18 protein-coding genes are annotated in these 16,275 nt (G+C 45.2%); 5 read left to right on the top strand and 13 right to left on the bottom strand.

The genetic code is table 11. From position 1 onward, the window contains the following. Nucleotides 1–85: 85 nt before the first annotated feature. From fusA to fkpA, 8 genes are all read right to left on the bottom strand, one after another. The gene (gene fusA / locus L3V33_RS19075) at nucleotides 86–2,182 is read right to left on the bottom strand and encodes an elongation factor G (protein WP_237291043.1); all 2,097 of its coding nucleotides are present in this window, start codon (nucleotides 2,180–2,182) and stop codon (nucleotides 86–88) included. 166 nt (nucleotides 2,183–2,348) lie between these two features. Continuing rightward, nucleotides 2,349–2,819: a 30S ribosomal protein S7 gene (gene rpsG, locus L3V33_RS19070; protein ID WP_017073678.1), complete on the bottom strand. Its 471-nt coding sequence runs from the start codon at nucleotides 2,817–2,819 to the stop codon at nucleotides 2,349–2,351. A 103-nt stretch (nucleotides 2,820–2,922) separates the two neighbouring features. After that, nucleotides 2,923–3,297, bottom strand: a complete 375-nt coding sequence (gene rpsL / locus L3V33_RS19065; RefSeq protein ID WP_012604917.1) for a 30S ribosomal protein S12 — start codon at nucleotides 3,295–3,297, stop codon at nucleotides 2,923–2,925. Between the two features lie 181 nt (nucleotides 3,298–3,478). Further along, nucleotides 3,479–3,754, bottom strand: coding sequence for a sulfurtransferase complex subunit TusB (gene tusB / locus L3V33_RS19060; protein WP_171329920.1), 276 nt, complete (start codon nucleotides 3,752–3,754; stop codon nucleotides 3,479–3,481). 8 nt (nucleotides 3,755–3,762) lie between these two features. Then, nucleotides 3,763–4,119, bottom strand: a complete 357-nt coding sequence (gene tusC, locus L3V33_RS19055; protein ID WP_017085994.1) for a sulfurtransferase complex subunit TusC — start codon at nucleotides 4,117–4,119, stop codon at nucleotides 3,763–3,765. Continuing rightward, nucleotides 4,116–4,505, bottom strand: a complete 390-nt coding sequence (tusD, locus tag L3V33_RS19050; protein ID WP_054548206.1) for a sulfurtransferase complex subunit TusD — start codon at nucleotides 4,503–4,505, stop codon at nucleotides 4,116–4,118. The genes tusC and tusD overlap by 4 nt, the downstream gene beginning before the upstream one ends. Then, nucleotides 4,499–5,224 carry a transcriptional regulator gene (locus tag L3V33_RS19045; protein ID WP_004729851.1) on the bottom strand — a complete coding sequence of 242 codons (726 nt, stop codon included), beginning with the start codon at nucleotides 5,222–5,224 and terminating at the stop codon, nucleotides 4,499–4,501. Before L3V33_RS19045 ends, tusD begins: the two co-directional genes overlap by 7 nt. Before the next feature lie 205 nt (nucleotides 5,225–5,429). Next, the gene (fkpA, locus tag L3V33_RS19040) at nucleotides 5,430–6,206 is read right to left on the bottom strand and encodes an FKBP-type peptidyl-prolyl cis-trans isomerase (RefSeq protein WP_004729852.1); all 777 of its coding nucleotides are present in this window, start codon (nucleotides 6,204–6,206) and stop codon (nucleotides 5,430–5,432) included. Nucleotides 6,207–6,337: 131 nt separating this feature from the next. Here fkpA and L3V33_RS19035 point away from each other — a divergent pair, with 131 nt between their 5' ends. Then, complete coding sequence (locus L3V33_RS19035; protein ID WP_102481600.1) at nucleotides 6,338–7,315, top strand: hypothetical protein; 978 nt, start codon at nucleotides 6,338–6,340, stop codon at nucleotides 7,313–7,315. 5 nt (nucleotides 7,316–7,320) lie between these two features. After that, nucleotides 7,321–7,548 carry a SlyX family protein gene (locus L3V33_RS19030; protein ID WP_004729640.1) on the top strand — a complete coding sequence of 76 codons (228 nt, stop codon included), beginning with the start codon at nucleotides 7,321–7,323 and terminating at the stop codon, nucleotides 7,546–7,548. 179 nt (nucleotides 7,549–7,727) lie between these two features. Here L3V33_RS19030 and L3V33_RS19025 read toward each other — a convergent pair whose 3' ends face one another. The 5 genes from L3V33_RS19025 to kefG all read right to left on the bottom strand — a co-directional run bounded on the left by L3V33_RS19025 (nucleotide 7,728) and on the right by kefG (nucleotide 12,358). Then, entirely contained in the window at nucleotides 7,728–8,693 is a 966-nt protein-coding gene (locus tag L3V33_RS19025) for an isoaspartyl peptidase/L-asparaginase (RefSeq protein ID WP_237291042.1), read from the bottom strand. Nucleotides 8,694–8,929: 236 nt separating this feature from the next. Beyond that, nucleotides 8,930–9,526: a peptidylprolyl isomerase gene (gene slyD / locus L3V33_RS19020; RefSeq protein WP_017083786.1), complete on the bottom strand. Its 597-nt coding sequence runs from the start codon at nucleotides 9,524–9,526 to the stop codon at nucleotides 8,930–8,932. Nucleotides 9,527–9,620: 94 nt separating this feature from the next. Continuing rightward, the gene (locus L3V33_RS19015; protein WP_086048637.1) at nucleotides 9,621–9,821 is read right to left on the bottom strand and encodes a YheV family putative zinc ribbon protein; all 201 of its coding nucleotides are present in this window, start codon (nucleotides 9,819–9,821) and stop codon (nucleotides 9,621–9,623) included. A gap of 169 nt (nucleotides 9,822–9,990) precedes the next feature. Then, complete coding sequence (gene kefB / locus L3V33_RS19010; RefSeq protein ID WP_004729644.1) at nucleotides 9,991–11,787, bottom strand: glutathione-regulated potassium-efflux system protein KefB; 1,797 nt, start codon at nucleotides 11,785–11,787, stop codon at nucleotides 9,991–9,993. Next, nucleotides 11,774–12,358: a glutathione-regulated potassium-efflux system ancillary protein KefG gene (gene kefG / locus L3V33_RS19005; protein WP_054548209.1), complete on the bottom strand. Its 585-nt coding sequence runs from the start codon at nucleotides 12,356–12,358 to the stop codon at nucleotides 11,774–11,776. Before kefG ends, kefB begins: the two co-directional genes overlap by 14 nt. A 174-nt stretch (nucleotides 12,359–12,532) precedes the next feature. Here kefG and L3V33_RS19000 point away from each other — a divergent pair, with 174 nt between their 5' ends. The 3 genes from L3V33_RS19000 (at nucleotide 12,533) to L3V33_RS18990 (ending at nucleotide 16,191) form a co-directional block, all read left to right on the top strand. Next, nucleotides 12,533–14,455, top strand: coding sequence for an ABC transporter ATP-binding protein (locus L3V33_RS19000; RefSeq protein ID WP_004729646.1), 1,923 nt, complete (start codon nucleotides 12,533–12,535; stop codon nucleotides 14,453–14,455). Beyond that, nucleotides 14,452–14,922, top strand: a complete 471-nt coding sequence (locus tag L3V33_RS18995; RefSeq protein ID WP_004729647.1) for a TIGR02444 family protein — start codon at nucleotides 14,452–14,454, stop codon at nucleotides 14,920–14,922. The genes L3V33_RS19000 and L3V33_RS18995 overlap by 4 nt, the downstream gene beginning before the upstream one ends. 276 nt (nucleotides 14,923–15,198) lie before the next feature. Continuing rightward, complete coding sequence (locus L3V33_RS18990) at nucleotides 15,199–16,191, top strand: hydrolase (RefSeq protein ID WP_017095847.1); 993 nt, start codon at nucleotides 15,199–15,201, stop codon at nucleotides 16,189–16,191. Nucleotides 16,192–16,275 lie beyond the last annotated feature (84 nt).

The following is a 16,275-nucleotide window of genomic DNA, read 5'->3' as shown; positions in this document are numbered from 1 at the left end:
TTGCTATTTTATGCGCCAACTCTCGTTAGCGCAATATTTGGACGCATTGATCTTTCAAAAAATGAAAAAAATGCGTCCCTTTTGTTTAACCACGCTCTGCAATGATTGCTTTTGCAACATTGTTAGGCACTTCAGCGTACTCACTAAACTCCATAGAGTAAGAAGCACGGCCTTGTGTCGCAGAACGTAAATCAGTTGCGTAACCGAACATGACAGACAACGGAACTTGTGCACGAATTATCTTCAGGCCAGCTGTCCCCTCGTCCATACCTTCGATGATGCCGCGACGACGGTTAATATCGCCAACAACATCACCCATCCAGTCTTCTGGAGTAGTTACTTCAACTTTCATCATAGGCTCAAGCAGAACCGGTTGCGCTTCAAGTGCACCCGATCTGAAAGCCATAGAGGCAGCGATTGTAAACGCCATCTCACTTGAATCTACTTCATGGTAAGAACCATCATATAGTGTAGCTTTGATATCCAAAACTGGATAGCCAGCAAGTACACCATTGTTCATCTGCTCTTCAATGCCTTTAGCGACTGAAGCGATAAACTCTTTAGGTACGATACCGTTGGCAATTTCATCAACGAAGACAAAGCCTTCGCCAGCTTCTGATGGTTCAAGTTTTAGCCACACGTGACCGTACTGACCTTTACCACCATGCTCACGGATAAATTTACCTTCCGCTTTCGCAGTACCGCGAATCGTTTCACGATAAGCTACTTGCGGGTTACCAACGTTGCAGTTGACGTTAAATTCACGCTTCATACGGTCAACGATGATATCTAAGTGTAGTTCGCCCATACCAGAAATTAGTGTCTGGCCAGTTTCCGCATCCATATCAACGCGGAATGATGGGTCTTCTGCTGCTAGTTTACCTAGAGCGATAGTCATTTTATCTTGATCAGCTTGAGAGCGAGGCTCTACAACGATCTGAATAACTGGATCTGGGAATTCCATACGCTCAAGAACGATTTTATGGTTCTGATCACATAGAGTTTCACCAGTAGTAACATCTTTAAGGCCGATAATGGCTGCGATGTCACCTGCTCGTACTTCTTTTACTTCTTCACGTTTGTTTGAGTGCATTTGAACAATGCGCCCTAAACGTTCACGTTGTTTCTTCACAGAGTTGTAAGCTGTTTTACCGCTTTCAACAACTCCAGAGTAAACACGGATGAAAGTTAAAGTACCAACAAATGGGTCTGTTGCAATTTTAAATGCTAGCGCTGAGAACGGTTCTTTGTCGTCCGCGTGACGCTCAATTTCATTCTCGTCGTCATCAACACCTTTAATTGCTGGTACATCGACTGGAGAAGGAAGGAAATCAACCACTGCATCTAGAACAGCTTGTACACCTTTGTTTTTGAATGCACTACCACAAGTGGCAAGTACGATTTCATTATTAAGGGTACGAATACGAAGACCTTGCTTGATTTCAGCTTCTGTTAACTCACCTTCTTCAAGGTACTTATCCATCAGATCTTCATTTGCTTCCGCAGCAGCTTCAACAAGTTCAGTACGATATTCTTCAGCCATTTCTTGCATGTCTGCAGGAATATCTTCGTACGTGAAAGTCATGCCCTGGTCAGCGTCGTTCCAGTTAATTGCCTTCATCTTGATAAGATCGACAACACCTTGGAAGTTTTCTTCAGCACCAATGTTCAGTTGAATTGGAACAGGAGTTGCGCCTAGGCGGTCCTTGATCTGTTCAACTACGCGCAAGAAATCTGCGCCTGTACGGTCCATTTTGTTAACGAAAACCATACGCGGAACTTGGTACTTATCAGCTTGACGCCATACTGTCTCTGACTGAGGTTCAACACCAGATGAGCCACAGAACACAACAACTGCACCATCAAGTACACGCAGAGAACGCTCTACTTCGATTGTGAAGTCAACGTGTCCAGGAGTGTCGATGATGTTGATACGGTGGTCCGAGAACTGAGCTTCCATACCACGCCAAAACGTAGTCGTTGCTGCTGAAGTGATCGTAATACCGCGCTCTTGCTCTTGCTCCATCCAGTCCATGGTTGCTGCACCATCGTGAACTTCGCCGATTTTGTGAGAAAGACCGGTATAGAACAGAATACGTTCACTTGTGGTTGTTTTACCTGCATCTACGTGAGCAACGATACCGATATTACGGTATTGCTCTATAGGAGTTTTACGAGCCACGGTTGAATCCTCTTATTAGAGACTTAGGGACTATTGCTATGTCTAGATTATGCGTTAAAAGCGATGCTTCGCTAAAAAGTGCTTGCCCTAGAAATAGCAATAGTTCCTAGCATAAGCATAGGAACTAAAGAAGTGCTGCAAGGAACCTTGCAGCACTAAAAAGGTATTACCAGCGGTAATGTGCGAACGCTTTGTTTGCGTCAGCCATGCGGTGAACGTCTTCACGTTTCTTAACCGCAGTACCTTTGTTCTCAGACGCGTCTAGCATTTCAGCAGCTAGGCGTTGAGCCATAGATTTTTCACCACGCTTACGCGCAGCTTCAACTACCCAACGCATAGCAAGAGCGTTACGGCGAACCGGACGAACTTCTACAGGTACTTGGTAAGTTGAACCACCCACACGGCGAGATTTAACTTCTACCGCTGGGCGAACATTTTCAAGAGCTTCTTCAAATACAGCTAAGTGATCTTTACCAGATTTCTCAGCCATAGTTTCTAGTGCAGTGTAAACAATCTTCTCTGCAGTAGATTTTTTTCCGTCAACCATAAGGATGTTAACGAATTTTGCCAGCAGTTCAGATTTGAACTTAGGATCTGGAAGGATCTTACGCTGGCCTATTACGCGACGACGTGGCATGGAATTTCTCCGTTGTCTTCTTCAGGTTTTTTCCAAAACTTTTCAGAATAATAAATAAATAGTGTTTGGCCTTACTTAACGCTTTCTTTTTAAAAAAGACGCATTAAGACTTAGGACGTTTCACACCATACTTAGAACGACCTTTCTTACGGTCGTTAACGCCTGCACAGTCAAGTGCACCGCGAACAGTGTGGTAACGCACACCTGGTAAATCTTTAACACGACCACCACGGATAAGAACAACACTGTGTTCTTGAAGGTTATGACCTTCGCCGCCGATGTATGAAGTAACTTCAAAGCCGTTAGTTAGACGAACACGACATACTTTACGTAGTGCTGAGTTCGGTTTTTTTGGAGTAGTAGTATATACGCGAGTACATACACCACGTTTTTGTGGGCACGCTTCTAGTGCAGGCACGTTGCTTTTAACAACCTGCTTTACACGAGGAGTACGTACCAACTGGTTAATAGTTGCCATTAACTAGCTCCTGATTTACTTGAAAGTAAGCTTGATGAAAAATCTAGCCCTATTACACATAGTGTAAATAGGGACGCAAAATTCTATTCAGCAGTGGGATGTGTGTCAAGAAATATACAGATCTTTTTTAGCCGTCTAGAGCTCAGGATGGTCTTTTTTTAACCATACTGATAAAACGCAGCTACCAAGTTACTGATTTGTCGTTCAAAACCGTCAGTTTGACGAATCCGTCGAAGTCCACTTGTTTCAGAGTGCTTGAAGCAAGTTGTTGTAAACCTCGGCTATCGAGATCTGTTTTTAATACCGACACATGATCAACATTTGAGATTTGATTGAATAACTCATGATTTGGAAGGCAAACATACACCGCATCTTCAACCAAAAGGATGTGATCCTTTTGTTGCGAGTACGCCAATGCAAGCTTGAGTTTGTCTACTGATTTTACAATATGAAGCATAACGTTCCCTAGAAAGTCAGTATTTTTTGGCTCTGAGCTAGCTTCTGCGTCAACTCATTCACTTCTAGCGCAGTCACATCGATCAGTAAGTTATCGGTCGAAAGACCAAACTGATTGAGGCTATGTTGACATACGTAAACCTGCTCAATGTCGTAGAGGTCCATAAGCTTGAATGCAGAAATATAGTCACGTGATAGAGATTCATCAGGCTGTTGAGCCTTGAGAAGCTGTGTAACGCCATTACCGACAAAGAACACGGTAATGTCTTCACTATAGGCTGAAGCCGCTAGCAGTGCGTCTAGCCCTTCCCTGCCCGCAGCCGTCGTATGAGGAAAAGTGTTAAATACAAAGGCCAATTTACTCAAAACTGTACAACCCTATCTTGCGTCAAAAGTGCTTCAGATAAGCTCCCTAACCCAGCTTGGGTAAACCCAGCCGCCAAGTTAGATGCACTCAATTGATGTTGCGTTGCTTCATCCGTGCTGATCACTCCGCGTCTAAGCGCAGCAGCCACACACGTTTCAAGGCTAACATTGTGCTCATCCGCCAGTTTTTGCCAAGCGGAAGCCAAGTCGAATTCATCATTAGCAGGCACAGTAATGCCAGAGCCATTACTGACGCCATCTTGATAGAAGAATACACTGTGAAGTTTGTGGCCCTGATTAATAAGAGCCACAGCAAACTGGTAAGCACTTCTTGCCGATTGTGAACCGTAGACCGGTCCATTCACTAAAAGTGTATAGCTTAACAACCCTCTTCATCCTCTGTTTTACGTTGGCGGATGTATAGGTATACGGTGTGCTTAGAGATGTTCAATCGCTCGGCAACACGGTTAATCGCATCTTTGATATCGAAAATACCTTTGTCGTAAAGCTCCATCACGATTTGACGGTTCTTAGTATTGTTCGATACTGATTTGTCGGCATTGATTTCTTCAATGGTGCGTTCAACCGTCTGGTCGACAAGCTCTTCCACATCACTCGCAAAGTTTACTGATGATGCTGCTTCGTCCGCATCTTGGGTAGGCATGAAAGATTGCAGTACTTGTGAGAATGGCGCATCTAAGTTTACGTTAATACACAACAAACCAATCACTCGGTCTTCACCATTGCGGATAGCAACCGTGATCGACTTCATCAATACTCCGCCTTTAGCGCGAGTAAAGTATGAACGTGAGAAGTTACGCTTAGAACCTTCAATATCTTTCAGCATCTTCAATGCGAGATCGGTGATCGGCGAACCAACCTGACGACCTGTATTTTCGCCGTTGGCAATTTTAATCGCAGAAGTATTGAGGTCTTCTAAAGAGTGTAAAACGATTTCACAAAACGGACCGATAAGACTCGCAATACCGTCAACCACGGCCTCATAAGATCTTAGAATGATTTTATCGTGTTCACTGAATGGCATAACGTGGACTGATTCCATTTCAAGTAACACATCTGCATTGACTGTTTCTGTAGTAGTCACTTATTCCTTACCTTCGTGTGAAAAATCAACAAATTTATGTAAGTTTATCAGAAAATTTTAATTGCACACCTAGCTAACATTGCAACTAGTGATTTAGAACAAGTTTAAAAATCAAATACTCACCTTCAAATCATAAAAAAAGCCTAACTCAAAGTTAGGCTTTTTGTTCAATCAACGTATTTTAGAATAAAACTTTTAGCTGATATTACTGAGCAGGAGCCGCTTCAGCGTTATCAATTTTAAGTAGTTCAACTTCGAATACTAGCGTTGAGTTAGCAGGGATAGTCGGTGTGTCTTGCTCACCGTATGCTAGCTCTGGCGGGATTACGAATTTGTACTTAGAACCAACTTGCATCAGTTGTACGCCTTCAGTCCAGCCTGGGATTACGCGGTTTAGTGGGAATGTTGCTGGTTCGCCACGATCGTAAGAGCTGTCGAACTGAGTACCGTCTGTTAGCGTACCTTTGTAGTGTACTTGAACGGTATCAGTGTCTTTTGGAGAAGCACCTTCACCAGCAGTCATTACTTGGTAAAGTAGACCAGATTCAGTTTGCTTAACGCCTTCAGTTTTAGCGAACTCAGCACGGAAATCATCACCGGCTTTCTTCACTTCTGCAGATTTTTCTGCCGCTTGTGCTTGCATTGTTTCAGCAACACGCTTGTCTAGAGCTTCAAGAGCTGCGCGAGTTTCTTCTTCGTTAAGTGCTGTTTTCTCTGCGAATACGTCTTCGATACCTTGAAGAACCATATCTTTGTCTAGGTTAATGCCTAGCTCGCTTGGCTTATCAATGCTTGTGCTTAGGTAGTTCGCGAAAGATACACCGATTGCGTATGCCGCTTTGTCATCTTCTGTTTTAAAGTTTACTGCTGCAACTTTAGCTTCTTCTACCTGTGGAGCTTCTGCCTTTGGTTCTTCTTTCTGACAACCAACTGCTAGCATAACCGTTGCGGCAAGCAGTGATACTTTTAAAACTGATTTCATTGAATTCTCCAATTAATGGCCAAGCCATTGGTTATTGTGCACAAATCTAATGATTAGATTGGTGTGAATACGTTAGTTATAACAATATACTAGTCATATGTCTTTCGACACAAACCGGATTATTAGATGTGATGCGAATATTTTTCCACTCATTGCTATGTACGATTGTCATCACCTTGTTAAATGGTTGCTTTTTCTTTCAAGATGATGAACAGCGTTGGGAAATTGAACCCAATGGTGCCACCAGCTTTGCCCTAAGCAGAGATGGACGCTTCGCTCTACTCTACTCTCAGCAAAAACACTTACTGCTCTGGGACTTAGACCAAAACAAAGAGCTCGCTCAACTCGGCCCGCAAGATCAATCCGAAAACCAAGTATCGCGTATCCGCATCTCTGACAACGGCCGCTTCGCCATTACCGCCAGCCAGATGAATTTCGCCGTTTGGGACTTATCTTGGACTCAAGCTGAAGGGCTTTGGTCTATATCCGATGGCCTAATTCGTGATGTCGATATATCCAGCAATGGTGAAAAAGTCTTACTTGGCCTGTCTAATGGCAAAGCTATCTATGTGGACTTAGTCACCGGACGCCGTCTTGAGTTCCTTGCTCACCGAGAAAAAGTTAATTCAGTCTCCCTCTCTTCTAATGGCCGCTACGCATTATCAGGCGGCAACGACTACAAAGCTTATCTTTGGGATACCGAATCAGGCTTGGTGTTACGTACCTTCGAGCATGAACAAAGAGTAGTACGAGTTGCGCTACAACGGGATGGAGAATTGGCTTTTACTTCCGATGGCGGCAACCAAGCGATGATCTGGAATTTGGAAACAGGTGAACCTCAAGCGCAATTGCAGAGCTGGTCTCGACAGCTGATATTCTCTAGTGCTCGCTTTTCTGACGACGGCAGTATGTTGGTGACAGGTACGCCATCCAGCCAAGTGAGTGTGTGGAATACTCAAGATGGAAAACGCATTTCTCGTCACGATGCCGAGCCATTAAAAGATGCTCGCCCTCCCCGTGCGGTAGTGTATGATGCAGCCTTTGATGAAAAGAACCGTGTGATATCGGGCACCTCTGCGGGCATCGCCCAAGCTTGGAATGTGGATTAAGAACGATGACAGAAAAGCGAATTGAACAACTAGAAAGCCGCGTGAATGACCTAGAGTGTCAGCTAGCTTTCCAAGAACAGACCATTGAAGAACTCAATGAAGCGCTTAGCCAACAACAGATGTTGATCACGAGAATGCAAGACCAAATGAAGTTCGTGGTGGGTAAAGTGAAAAATATGGATGGCTCAAACCTCGCTGATGCATCAGAAGAGACGCCACCTCCACACTATTAAGTGCGGTTACAAATAACGAATTGGTTCTAGTGACGCATATCGCTAGCCTCTCGTCCTCGATGTGTAAACACATTTCAGGACGGGACATAGAAAACAAAAGGGCGACAGATGCTTATCTGTCGCCCTTTTGTTTATTTCATCTGAGTGAATAAGCTAAAGCCAATTAAGCCAATACAATCTTAGTCATCGGCATAAATCTTCACTTCCACGCAACCGTTAGTATCAACACTCGCACGATACATCCCTGAACTGTTCATACCGAAGTGAATATCACCTTGGCCATCGATAGCAATCAAGCCGCCTTCGCCACCCATGGTTTTCAGTTCACCTTGAATGATGTGTTCACAAGCCGTATGCACATCTTCCTTGAGATAACGCATTCTTGCCGCCACATCACTGGCGACCATCTTTCTAAGGAAGAACTCACCCATACCTGTCGTTGATACGGCCACGTTGCCATTTTCAGCAACAGTGCCTGCACCTATGATTGGAGAATCTCCCACACGACCGTATTTTTTATTGGTTACACCACCGGTACTGGTTGCTGCAGCTAAGTTACCGGCTTGGTCTAATGCTACTGCGCCAACCGTGCCGTATTTCTTATCATCTGGGTATTTCTGGGCTTGTTGTTCATCATATTTCGCTTCAGACAGCGCAAAGATGCCTTTCTCTTTCATCGATTGAAGTTGGTCATAACGACGCACAGTAAAGAAGTAATCTTGCTCGGTGAAGATATACTCATGCTCAAACGCAAACTTCTCTGCGCCTTCACCAATCAACAGCACATGATCGCTTTTAAGCATCACATCACGCGCCAGCTCAATGGGGTTTTTGATATGGCGGACACCGGCAATAGCACCCGCATCCATTTCGCGACCGTGCATCACAGAAGCATCCATCTCAACAAATTCATCATGAGTTAAAACGGAGCCTTTACCGGCATTAAAATGCGGGCTGTCTTCCATCACCTTGACTGACGCAACCACCGCATCCAACGCATCGCCACCCGATTGCAAAACTTGATAGCCAGCCAAAACCGACTTCTCCAAAGCCTCGGTAATACCCGTTTTTAATTCATCGCTCATTTGCTCTCGCAAGATAGTTCCTGCGCCACCATGAATGGCAATTGAAAAAGGCTGTGACATGCAAACTCTCCACTGACGTCGTCTTATAATGTTGTGCTATCAATACCACATCCATGGTTTGATGTCTGATAGCGAAAACCAAACTTTTTACGAATGCTTAGATTTGTGGACACTTAGATTTGCAGACACTTAGTTCGCTAGATTAAAAGTCAGCTCAAAAAGCGAGACTCCTTAAACGAAAAAAGCCTCCGCAAGGGAGGCTTTCAATATTCTTAAACTAAACCGCTAGTTCGGTATTAGTGAGAACCACAGCTACCGCCGCCGCAGCAGCCGTCTTTTTTCTCTTCAGCGTGGTCATGGCCTTCGCCACCACAACAACCGCCTTCGTGGTCATGATCATGGTCGTGACCGTGGCTACCACAGCCGCCTTCTTGGTGTACGTGACCGTGTTGAACTTCTTCTTCAGTCGCTTCACGAACGGCTACAACTTCAACGTCAAACGTTAGAGTTTGGCCAGCTAGCATGTGGTTACCATCAACAACAACTTCGTCGCCATCTACTTCAGTAACTTCAACTGGGATTGGACCTTGGTCAGTATCCGCTAGGAAACGCATGCCAACTTCGATTTGCTCAACACCTTGGAATACGTCTGCAGGAACACGTTGAACTAAGTCATCGTTGTGCTCGCCGTAAGCGTCTTCTGGAGTAACCGTTGCTGAGAACTTGTCGCCAGCTACTTTGCCTTCAAGCTCTTTTTCAAGACCTGTAATTAGGTTGTTGTGACCGTGAAGGTAATCTAGTGGAGCTTCTGCAGTTGATTGGTCAACTACTACGCCATCTTCAAGTTTCACTTGATATGCAACACTAACTACTACGTTCTTTTCAATTTTCATGAGAGCTCCAAGGAGGTTTGGACTAAGCTCGAACAGTTGAGCTTAGGAAAAATTCTGTACCGGGATATTATGGGGATCAATTAACGAAACTCAATCATTCTGGCTTAAAAATACCGATCATTTCTTGATTCGCGTGTTCAGATTTCTCTACAGTTTTCGGTTTGCGCTGCTCTGTGAAGTCACAATCGACGCATTCCACCAGCTCAATATTATTTTCAACCCACCAGCGGAGTGTGTCTTGAGTCTTGCAGCTTGGGCAGCTCGCCCCTGCGATAAAGCGTTTTTTCTGTTTCACGTTCATATCCTTTACTACTCTGGGTTCGCAGTTCTTCCCACATGCTCTATTCGAGACTAAGCAGAGACCGCGTTTATTATTAGATTGGTTCTTTAAGTTACAGTTTTTAAGAACAACTATAGAGCTAAGCTCAAGCGATTAGTTCTAAGTTCTAAGTTCTAAGTTCAGGCTATTGCCAATAGTTTCTAGATTGGTGATCATTTTCCATCTCATGTCCAAAGATCTCTTCAAGCTCTTTACGAGCCTCTTTCGCTCTCTGAGCTAACTCGGCATCTTCGCTATGCTGAGGAAGCAACTCTTTGAGCATACCATTATCCAATTTCCTAAAATGTGCTTCTGCTCGCTTCGCTTTATATGGATGCATACCAAGTTCAGTCAATGTTTGACGACCTAAATCTAGAGCCCCAAGGAAAGTTTCACGAGAATAGTTGCTTACACCATGGTTAAGTAATTGATACGCTTCAACACGGCTTCGAGCACGCGCTAAGATCTTCAACTGCGGGAAATGCTGCTTACACAAATCGACGGTCTTCATGATTTCATCGGGAGAGTCGGTACACAGCACAATGGCTTCAGCCTTATCCGCTCCCGCAGCTCGTAATAGTTCAAGGTGAGTTGAGTCACCGTAGAATACCTTGTAGCCGAATTTTCTAAGGATATGGATTTGGCTGGCATCACTTTCAAGAACGGTGATACGAATCTTGTTGGCATACATTAGACGCCCAATGATCTGACCGAAACGACCAAAGCCCGCAATAATCACTCGAGGGCTGCGATCAACCACATCCGAAGACATTGCGCTTTCACTGATTTGATTGAGTTGACGAGCAAAGAAACGATCTTGCAGCTTAAGCATCAATGGCGTGGTCACCATCGAAAGGCTCACAACAACCAGTAAGAACGACACTTGGTCACCACTTAGGATGCCTTGTGCACTCGCTGCGGTAAAAATAACGAAAGCGAATTCACCACCTTGGCTGAGAATCATCGCCATACGACTGCGCGCTTTAGTTTGAGTGCCGAAGATACGAGCCAGCGTATACAGCACTAAGCCTTTCAATACGACCAGAGACGACACCGCGATCAATATTGCGAATGGACTTTCTGCCAGTAAACCTAGGTTCACCGCCATACCCACAGAGATAAAGAACAGGCCGAGCAGTAACCCTTTAAATGGGTCTATGGCGATTTCAAGCTCATGTCGATATTCACTTTCAGCCAGAAGTACGCCCGCTAAGAAAGTACCTAATGCCATCGACAAACCAATCTGCTGCATGATGACGGCAATACCAATAACCAATAATAGCGCCGCGACCGTGAACAACTCACGCACACCGCTCATGACTACGTATCGGAACAGTGGTCTCAATAAGAAGTGACCACCGACAAGCAAGCCAATGACACCACCTAGCATCCACAACATGTCAGCCCAACTGCCGCCCGTATTACCCGCAAGTAGAGGCAACATCGCTAGCATTGGAATAACAGCAATATCTTGAAAAAGTAGTACTGCAAAGCCGGATTGCCCCGCTTCTTTTCCGCCAAGCTCTCGCTCTTCAATAACACGTAAGGCTATGGCTGTCGAAGACAGCGCTAAACCCATACCTATTACGAGGCTAGTTTGCCATGTTAATCCGAACAAACAGGCGATAGCGGTAATAATCAAGGTGGTGATCAGCACTTGCGCTCCACCGAGTCCGAGAATAGGTGCCCTCATCTGCCACAGTTTTTTAGGGTTAAGCTCTAAGCCAATCAAGAAAAGCAGCAGCACCACCCCGAATTCGGAGAAATGCAGAATCGCCTCGACATCACTGATTAAACCAAGCCCCCACGGGCCAATCGCCACGCCAGCTAATAGATAGCCGAGTACTGAACCTAAGCCAGCTCGCTGCGCGATAGGAACCGCAACCACAGCAGCCGCTAAAAATATAACGCTACTTTGTAGAAAATCATTAGTCAGAGCCATCATTCGCTCCTATATCTTGTAGCGGGTCTCGCAGCCAATTTCGATACGCTTCTGCGTGTTGGTAAAGCGTCATATCCGAAACATTTCTCGCCCAGTGTAAAACTAAGGGGGATATCCAGTGCATCTGACACAAAGCAGCGGTTAACTCGAATGGTTGCAAGATCTCTTGTAATGGATATTTATTATAGCCTGCGGCGCCAAACGCCTCTTCTTTACCACCGGTAGTAATAACGCTGCGCCAGTGTTTGCCTTTAAGCGCACTCTGCTCACCGAATGCAAATCCTTTTCCTAACACACGATCAAACCACTCCTTCAATAACGAAGGACAGGAATACATAAACAGAGGATGCTGGAACACAATCACATCGTACTCTAGGAGTAAGTCATGCTCATAAGGCACATCGATAAAGAAGTCTGGGTAGATGGCGTAGAGATCGTGAATTTTGACATGACCGAGCGACTCGACCTTTTTAACCATCATTTGATTAGCAATAGAGGTGTGTGGCTCTGGGTGTGCGTAGATTATTAACACCTTTGGCACGGCTTTGTCTGTCGAGGGAGTAGTACTCATTCCTTTGAAACATTCCTTTGAGGGCTAAACGGTGGCAAGGCCACAAGAATTTAAGCAAAAGTTATTAATATGTTATTGGCATCATAACGCAAATTGCATTGTGATCGACTTTTATCTGGTTTCAGCCTACTATGCAGGCGTCTGTTCACCTCTAATTTCTATGCTATTTCAATTATGATTACTTTCTCTGATATTCAATTGCTCCGCGGTGGTAAGCCACTCCTCGACCAAGCATCTGCGACTTTTCATCCTGGCGACAAGATCGGTTTGGTTGGTAAAAACGGCTGTGGTAAATCTACGCTGTTCGCCCTAATCAAGGACGAACTGTCTATTGATGCAGGCTCGTTCAGTAAACCAGCTCATTGGGAAATGGCTTGGGTTGCTCAAGAAACACCAGCATTAGAAAGAACAGCCATTGAATACGTGATTGATGGCGACCGTGAATACCGTGGCCTTGAAGATCAACTAGAGAAAGCGGAACAAGCCGACAACGGCACATTAGTCGCAGAGATCCACGGCAAGATTGAAACCATTGGTGGTTACAGCATCAAAGCACGTGCTGCCGAGTTATTGGATGGCCTAGGCTTTCGCCAAGAGCAAATGACATGGAACCTAACCCAGTTCTCGGGTGGTTGGCGTATGCGTTTGAACTTAGCGCAAGCCCTTCTATGTCGCAGTGACTTACTGCTACTCGATGAGCCTACCAACCACTTGGATTTAGACGCAGTAATGTGGCTAGAGCGTTGGTTACAAAACTACCCAGGCACACTGGTTCTTATCTCGCACGATAGAGACTTCTTAGATCCTATCGTCAACCGCATCGTGCATGTTGAAAACCAGCAGCTCAATGAATACACCGGTAACTACTCATCGTTTGAAACCCAACGAGCACAAAAGTTAATCCTGCAGCAGGCAATGTTCCAAAAGCAGCAGAAACAAATGTCTCACATGCAGAGCTACATTGACCGTTTTCGCTACAAAGCATCAAAGGCTCGCCAAGCGCAAAGCCGTATTAAAGCACTAGAGAAAATGGAACAAGTGCTGCCCGCTCAGTTTGATAACCCATTCAGTTTTGAATTTAGAGAGCCGGACGCGCTACCAAATCCAATCATGATGATGGATGAAGTATCGGCAGGTTACGACGACAACCTGATTCTAGAAAAGATTCGCCTTAACCTTGTTCCCGGCAGCCGTATCGGTCTGCTTGGTCGAAACGGTGCGGGTAAGTCGACACTAATCAAGCTGCTTTCAGGCGAACTGAAACAGCAAGGTGGTGAGCTGAGCTATTCGCAAGGCGTTAAGATGGGTTACTTCGCTCAGCATCAATTAGAGACGCTGCATCCAGAAGAAACGCCACTGCAACACATGATGCAGATTGCGCCTAAACACACAGAACAACAACTGCGTGATTATCTAGGCAGCTTTGGCTTCCAAGGTGAAAAAGCACTCGATAAAGTGGCGCCATTTTCGGGTGGCGAAAAAGCGCGTTTGGTATTAGCGCTACTGGTATGGCAAAAGCCGAACCTGTTGCTACTCGATGAACCAACCAACCACTTGGATCTCGACATGCGTCAGGCGTTGACCTTCGCCCTACAGACGTTTGAAGGCGCGATGGTTATCGTATCGCACGACCGTTACCTACTTCGTGCGACTACTGATGATTTATACCTTGTGCACGACCGCCAGGTGGCACCGTTTGATGGTGACCTAAGCGATTACTACAAGTGGCTAACCGAACAGCAGAAAGTTGAGCGCAAAGAAGCACAAGCATTGGCACCAGCAAAAGACGGCGCCAACAGTGCCGCAGCGAAAAAAGAGCAGAAACGTAAAGAAGCAGAGTTCCGTAAACTGACGGCACCACTTCGTAAAAAGCTGACTCAATTTGAAAAGCAGATGGATAAGTTAACGCTATCTCTCGAAGAAGCTGAGCAAGAATTATCCGACACTTCACTGTATGAAGCTGAAAATAAGGCTAAACTGAATAAAGTACTCGCTCTCCAAGCGAGCAGTAAGTCACAGCTAGAAGAAGTTGAAATGGATTGGATGTCCACTCAAGAAGAGCTTGAGCAGATGGAACAGGATATGGATAGCTTATGAGCCCAGAGCACGCCCCAATATCACTAACACTGGAACGACTATGGCAATTTAGCCTTCAGTATTACAGTGTGCGCGGTGTAAAGGATGCGTGCCTAGCTTTGCAAAACCAATTCCACGGCAACGTCAATCTACTGCTGCTTCTCAAATGGCTTGATGAGCAGCAATTGTCTTTTGCCGAAGAAGAGTGGCACAAGGTACAACAGTGCTTAAGCCGCTCTGAAACCCTGCTTCATAGCTATCGAGAGCTGCGTAAGCATCTCAAACCTCAAGTCGTCGATTCCCTCTACCGTGAAGCGCTCCAATTTGAACTGCAGTTAGAGAAGCAACAGCAATCTGATCTCGTCGACTGCATTAATTCTCTTCAGCTTACGGCTAACCAGCAATCACCACTCGCTTTTCAATACTGTCGCTTATTAGGGGCTGAAAACCTCTACGACGCTTTTTCTGAACCAGCACCTCAACCCTAACGCGTTTCCTTTCTCTTATCTTCAATCAAGATCCAAGCTTACCTTGGTAGTATCGCTCTTCGTTTTCACACGGGAGTGGCGCGCATGACTGGTAATATGTTTGAATCTCAATCTCGACAATATTCAACTAGTTACCTACACCTTGTTTTTGTAGCCCGTATCAGTGAAACCCTTGCGCTTATACCGAGAATCAACCAAGCTCAAATAAAAACGTGGGCGTTTCGCTAAAAGCTCAACACTTTATCAAAGCCCATAAAAGAAGCATGGACTGTTTTTATGACAATATTTACCGCAGCCGCTGGTTTATCTAATCCGCACTTACAAACCTTAGTGCCACGATTTATTAGAAAGCAGGCGTTGTTTGACCCTCAATGGCAAACCTTAGAAACACCCGACGGTGACTTTCTCGATCTTGCTTGGAGCGAATCGCCAGAGGGTGACACCCCAAGTAATGAGGCTCGAAGTAACAAGCCGATATTCGTTCTATTCCATGGCTTAGAGGGAAGCTTTGAAAGCCCTTATGCCAACGGACTGATGAATGCCTTTGCTAAAGATGGCTGGCTATCAGTGATGATGCACTTTAGAGGCTGCAGCGGAAAGCCCAATCGCTTAGCTCGCGCTTACCATTCAGGTGAAGTCGAAGATGCACGCTTTTTCCTAAGACATCTACACGCCCAGTTTCCCAATAACCCTAAGGTAGCGGTTGGTATCTCTTTGGGCGGTAACATGCTGGCGAACTATTTGGCAGAGTACGCGGACGACCCATTGCTGTCGGCGGCGACGATTGTCTCTGCACCTTTTGATCTGGCTTGTTGCTCTAGTCGTATTGAGCGAGGTTTCTCTAAGCTCTATAAAAAGTACCTGCTCAACTCTCTCAAATCGAATGCCTTGAAAAAGATTAAGCTGCTGCAAGAAAAGCTCGGTATCACCGCCGAAACCATTAAGAAGATAGACAAGCTGTATGAGTTTGATGAACGGATTACTGCGCCTCTGCACGGGTTCAAGAATGCTCAGGACTACTATGCTCAGTGCTCAGCGCTTCCTAAACTTAATAAGATTAAACTACCGACTCAGATCATCCATGCCAAAGACGATCCGTTTATGACAGACGACGTAATTCCAAAGTTCGTGTTGCCTGACAACATCGACTATCGCCTGTTTCAAAAAGGCGGCCATGTGGGGTTCATTACCGGTAGCACGCTCAAACCAAGGTTTTGGTTAGAAGAAGCATTACCCGCCTACTATGAAAGTATTCAAGATTCGGCATAATGGCCGAGCCTTTTTAAGGACTGAGTGGTAGACGTCACTAGACGCAGTAATCAACACATCAATAAACCTATTTATGAACATAAA

Origin of the sequence: Vibrio sp. A2-1 (genome assembly GCF_021728355.1) — a bacterium.
GTDB classification, from domain to species: Bacteria; Pseudomonadota; Gammaproteobacteria; order Enterobacterales; family Vibrionaceae; genus Vibrio; species Vibrio splendidus_K.
This window is presented reverse-complemented; position numbering and strand designations above follow the sequence as displayed.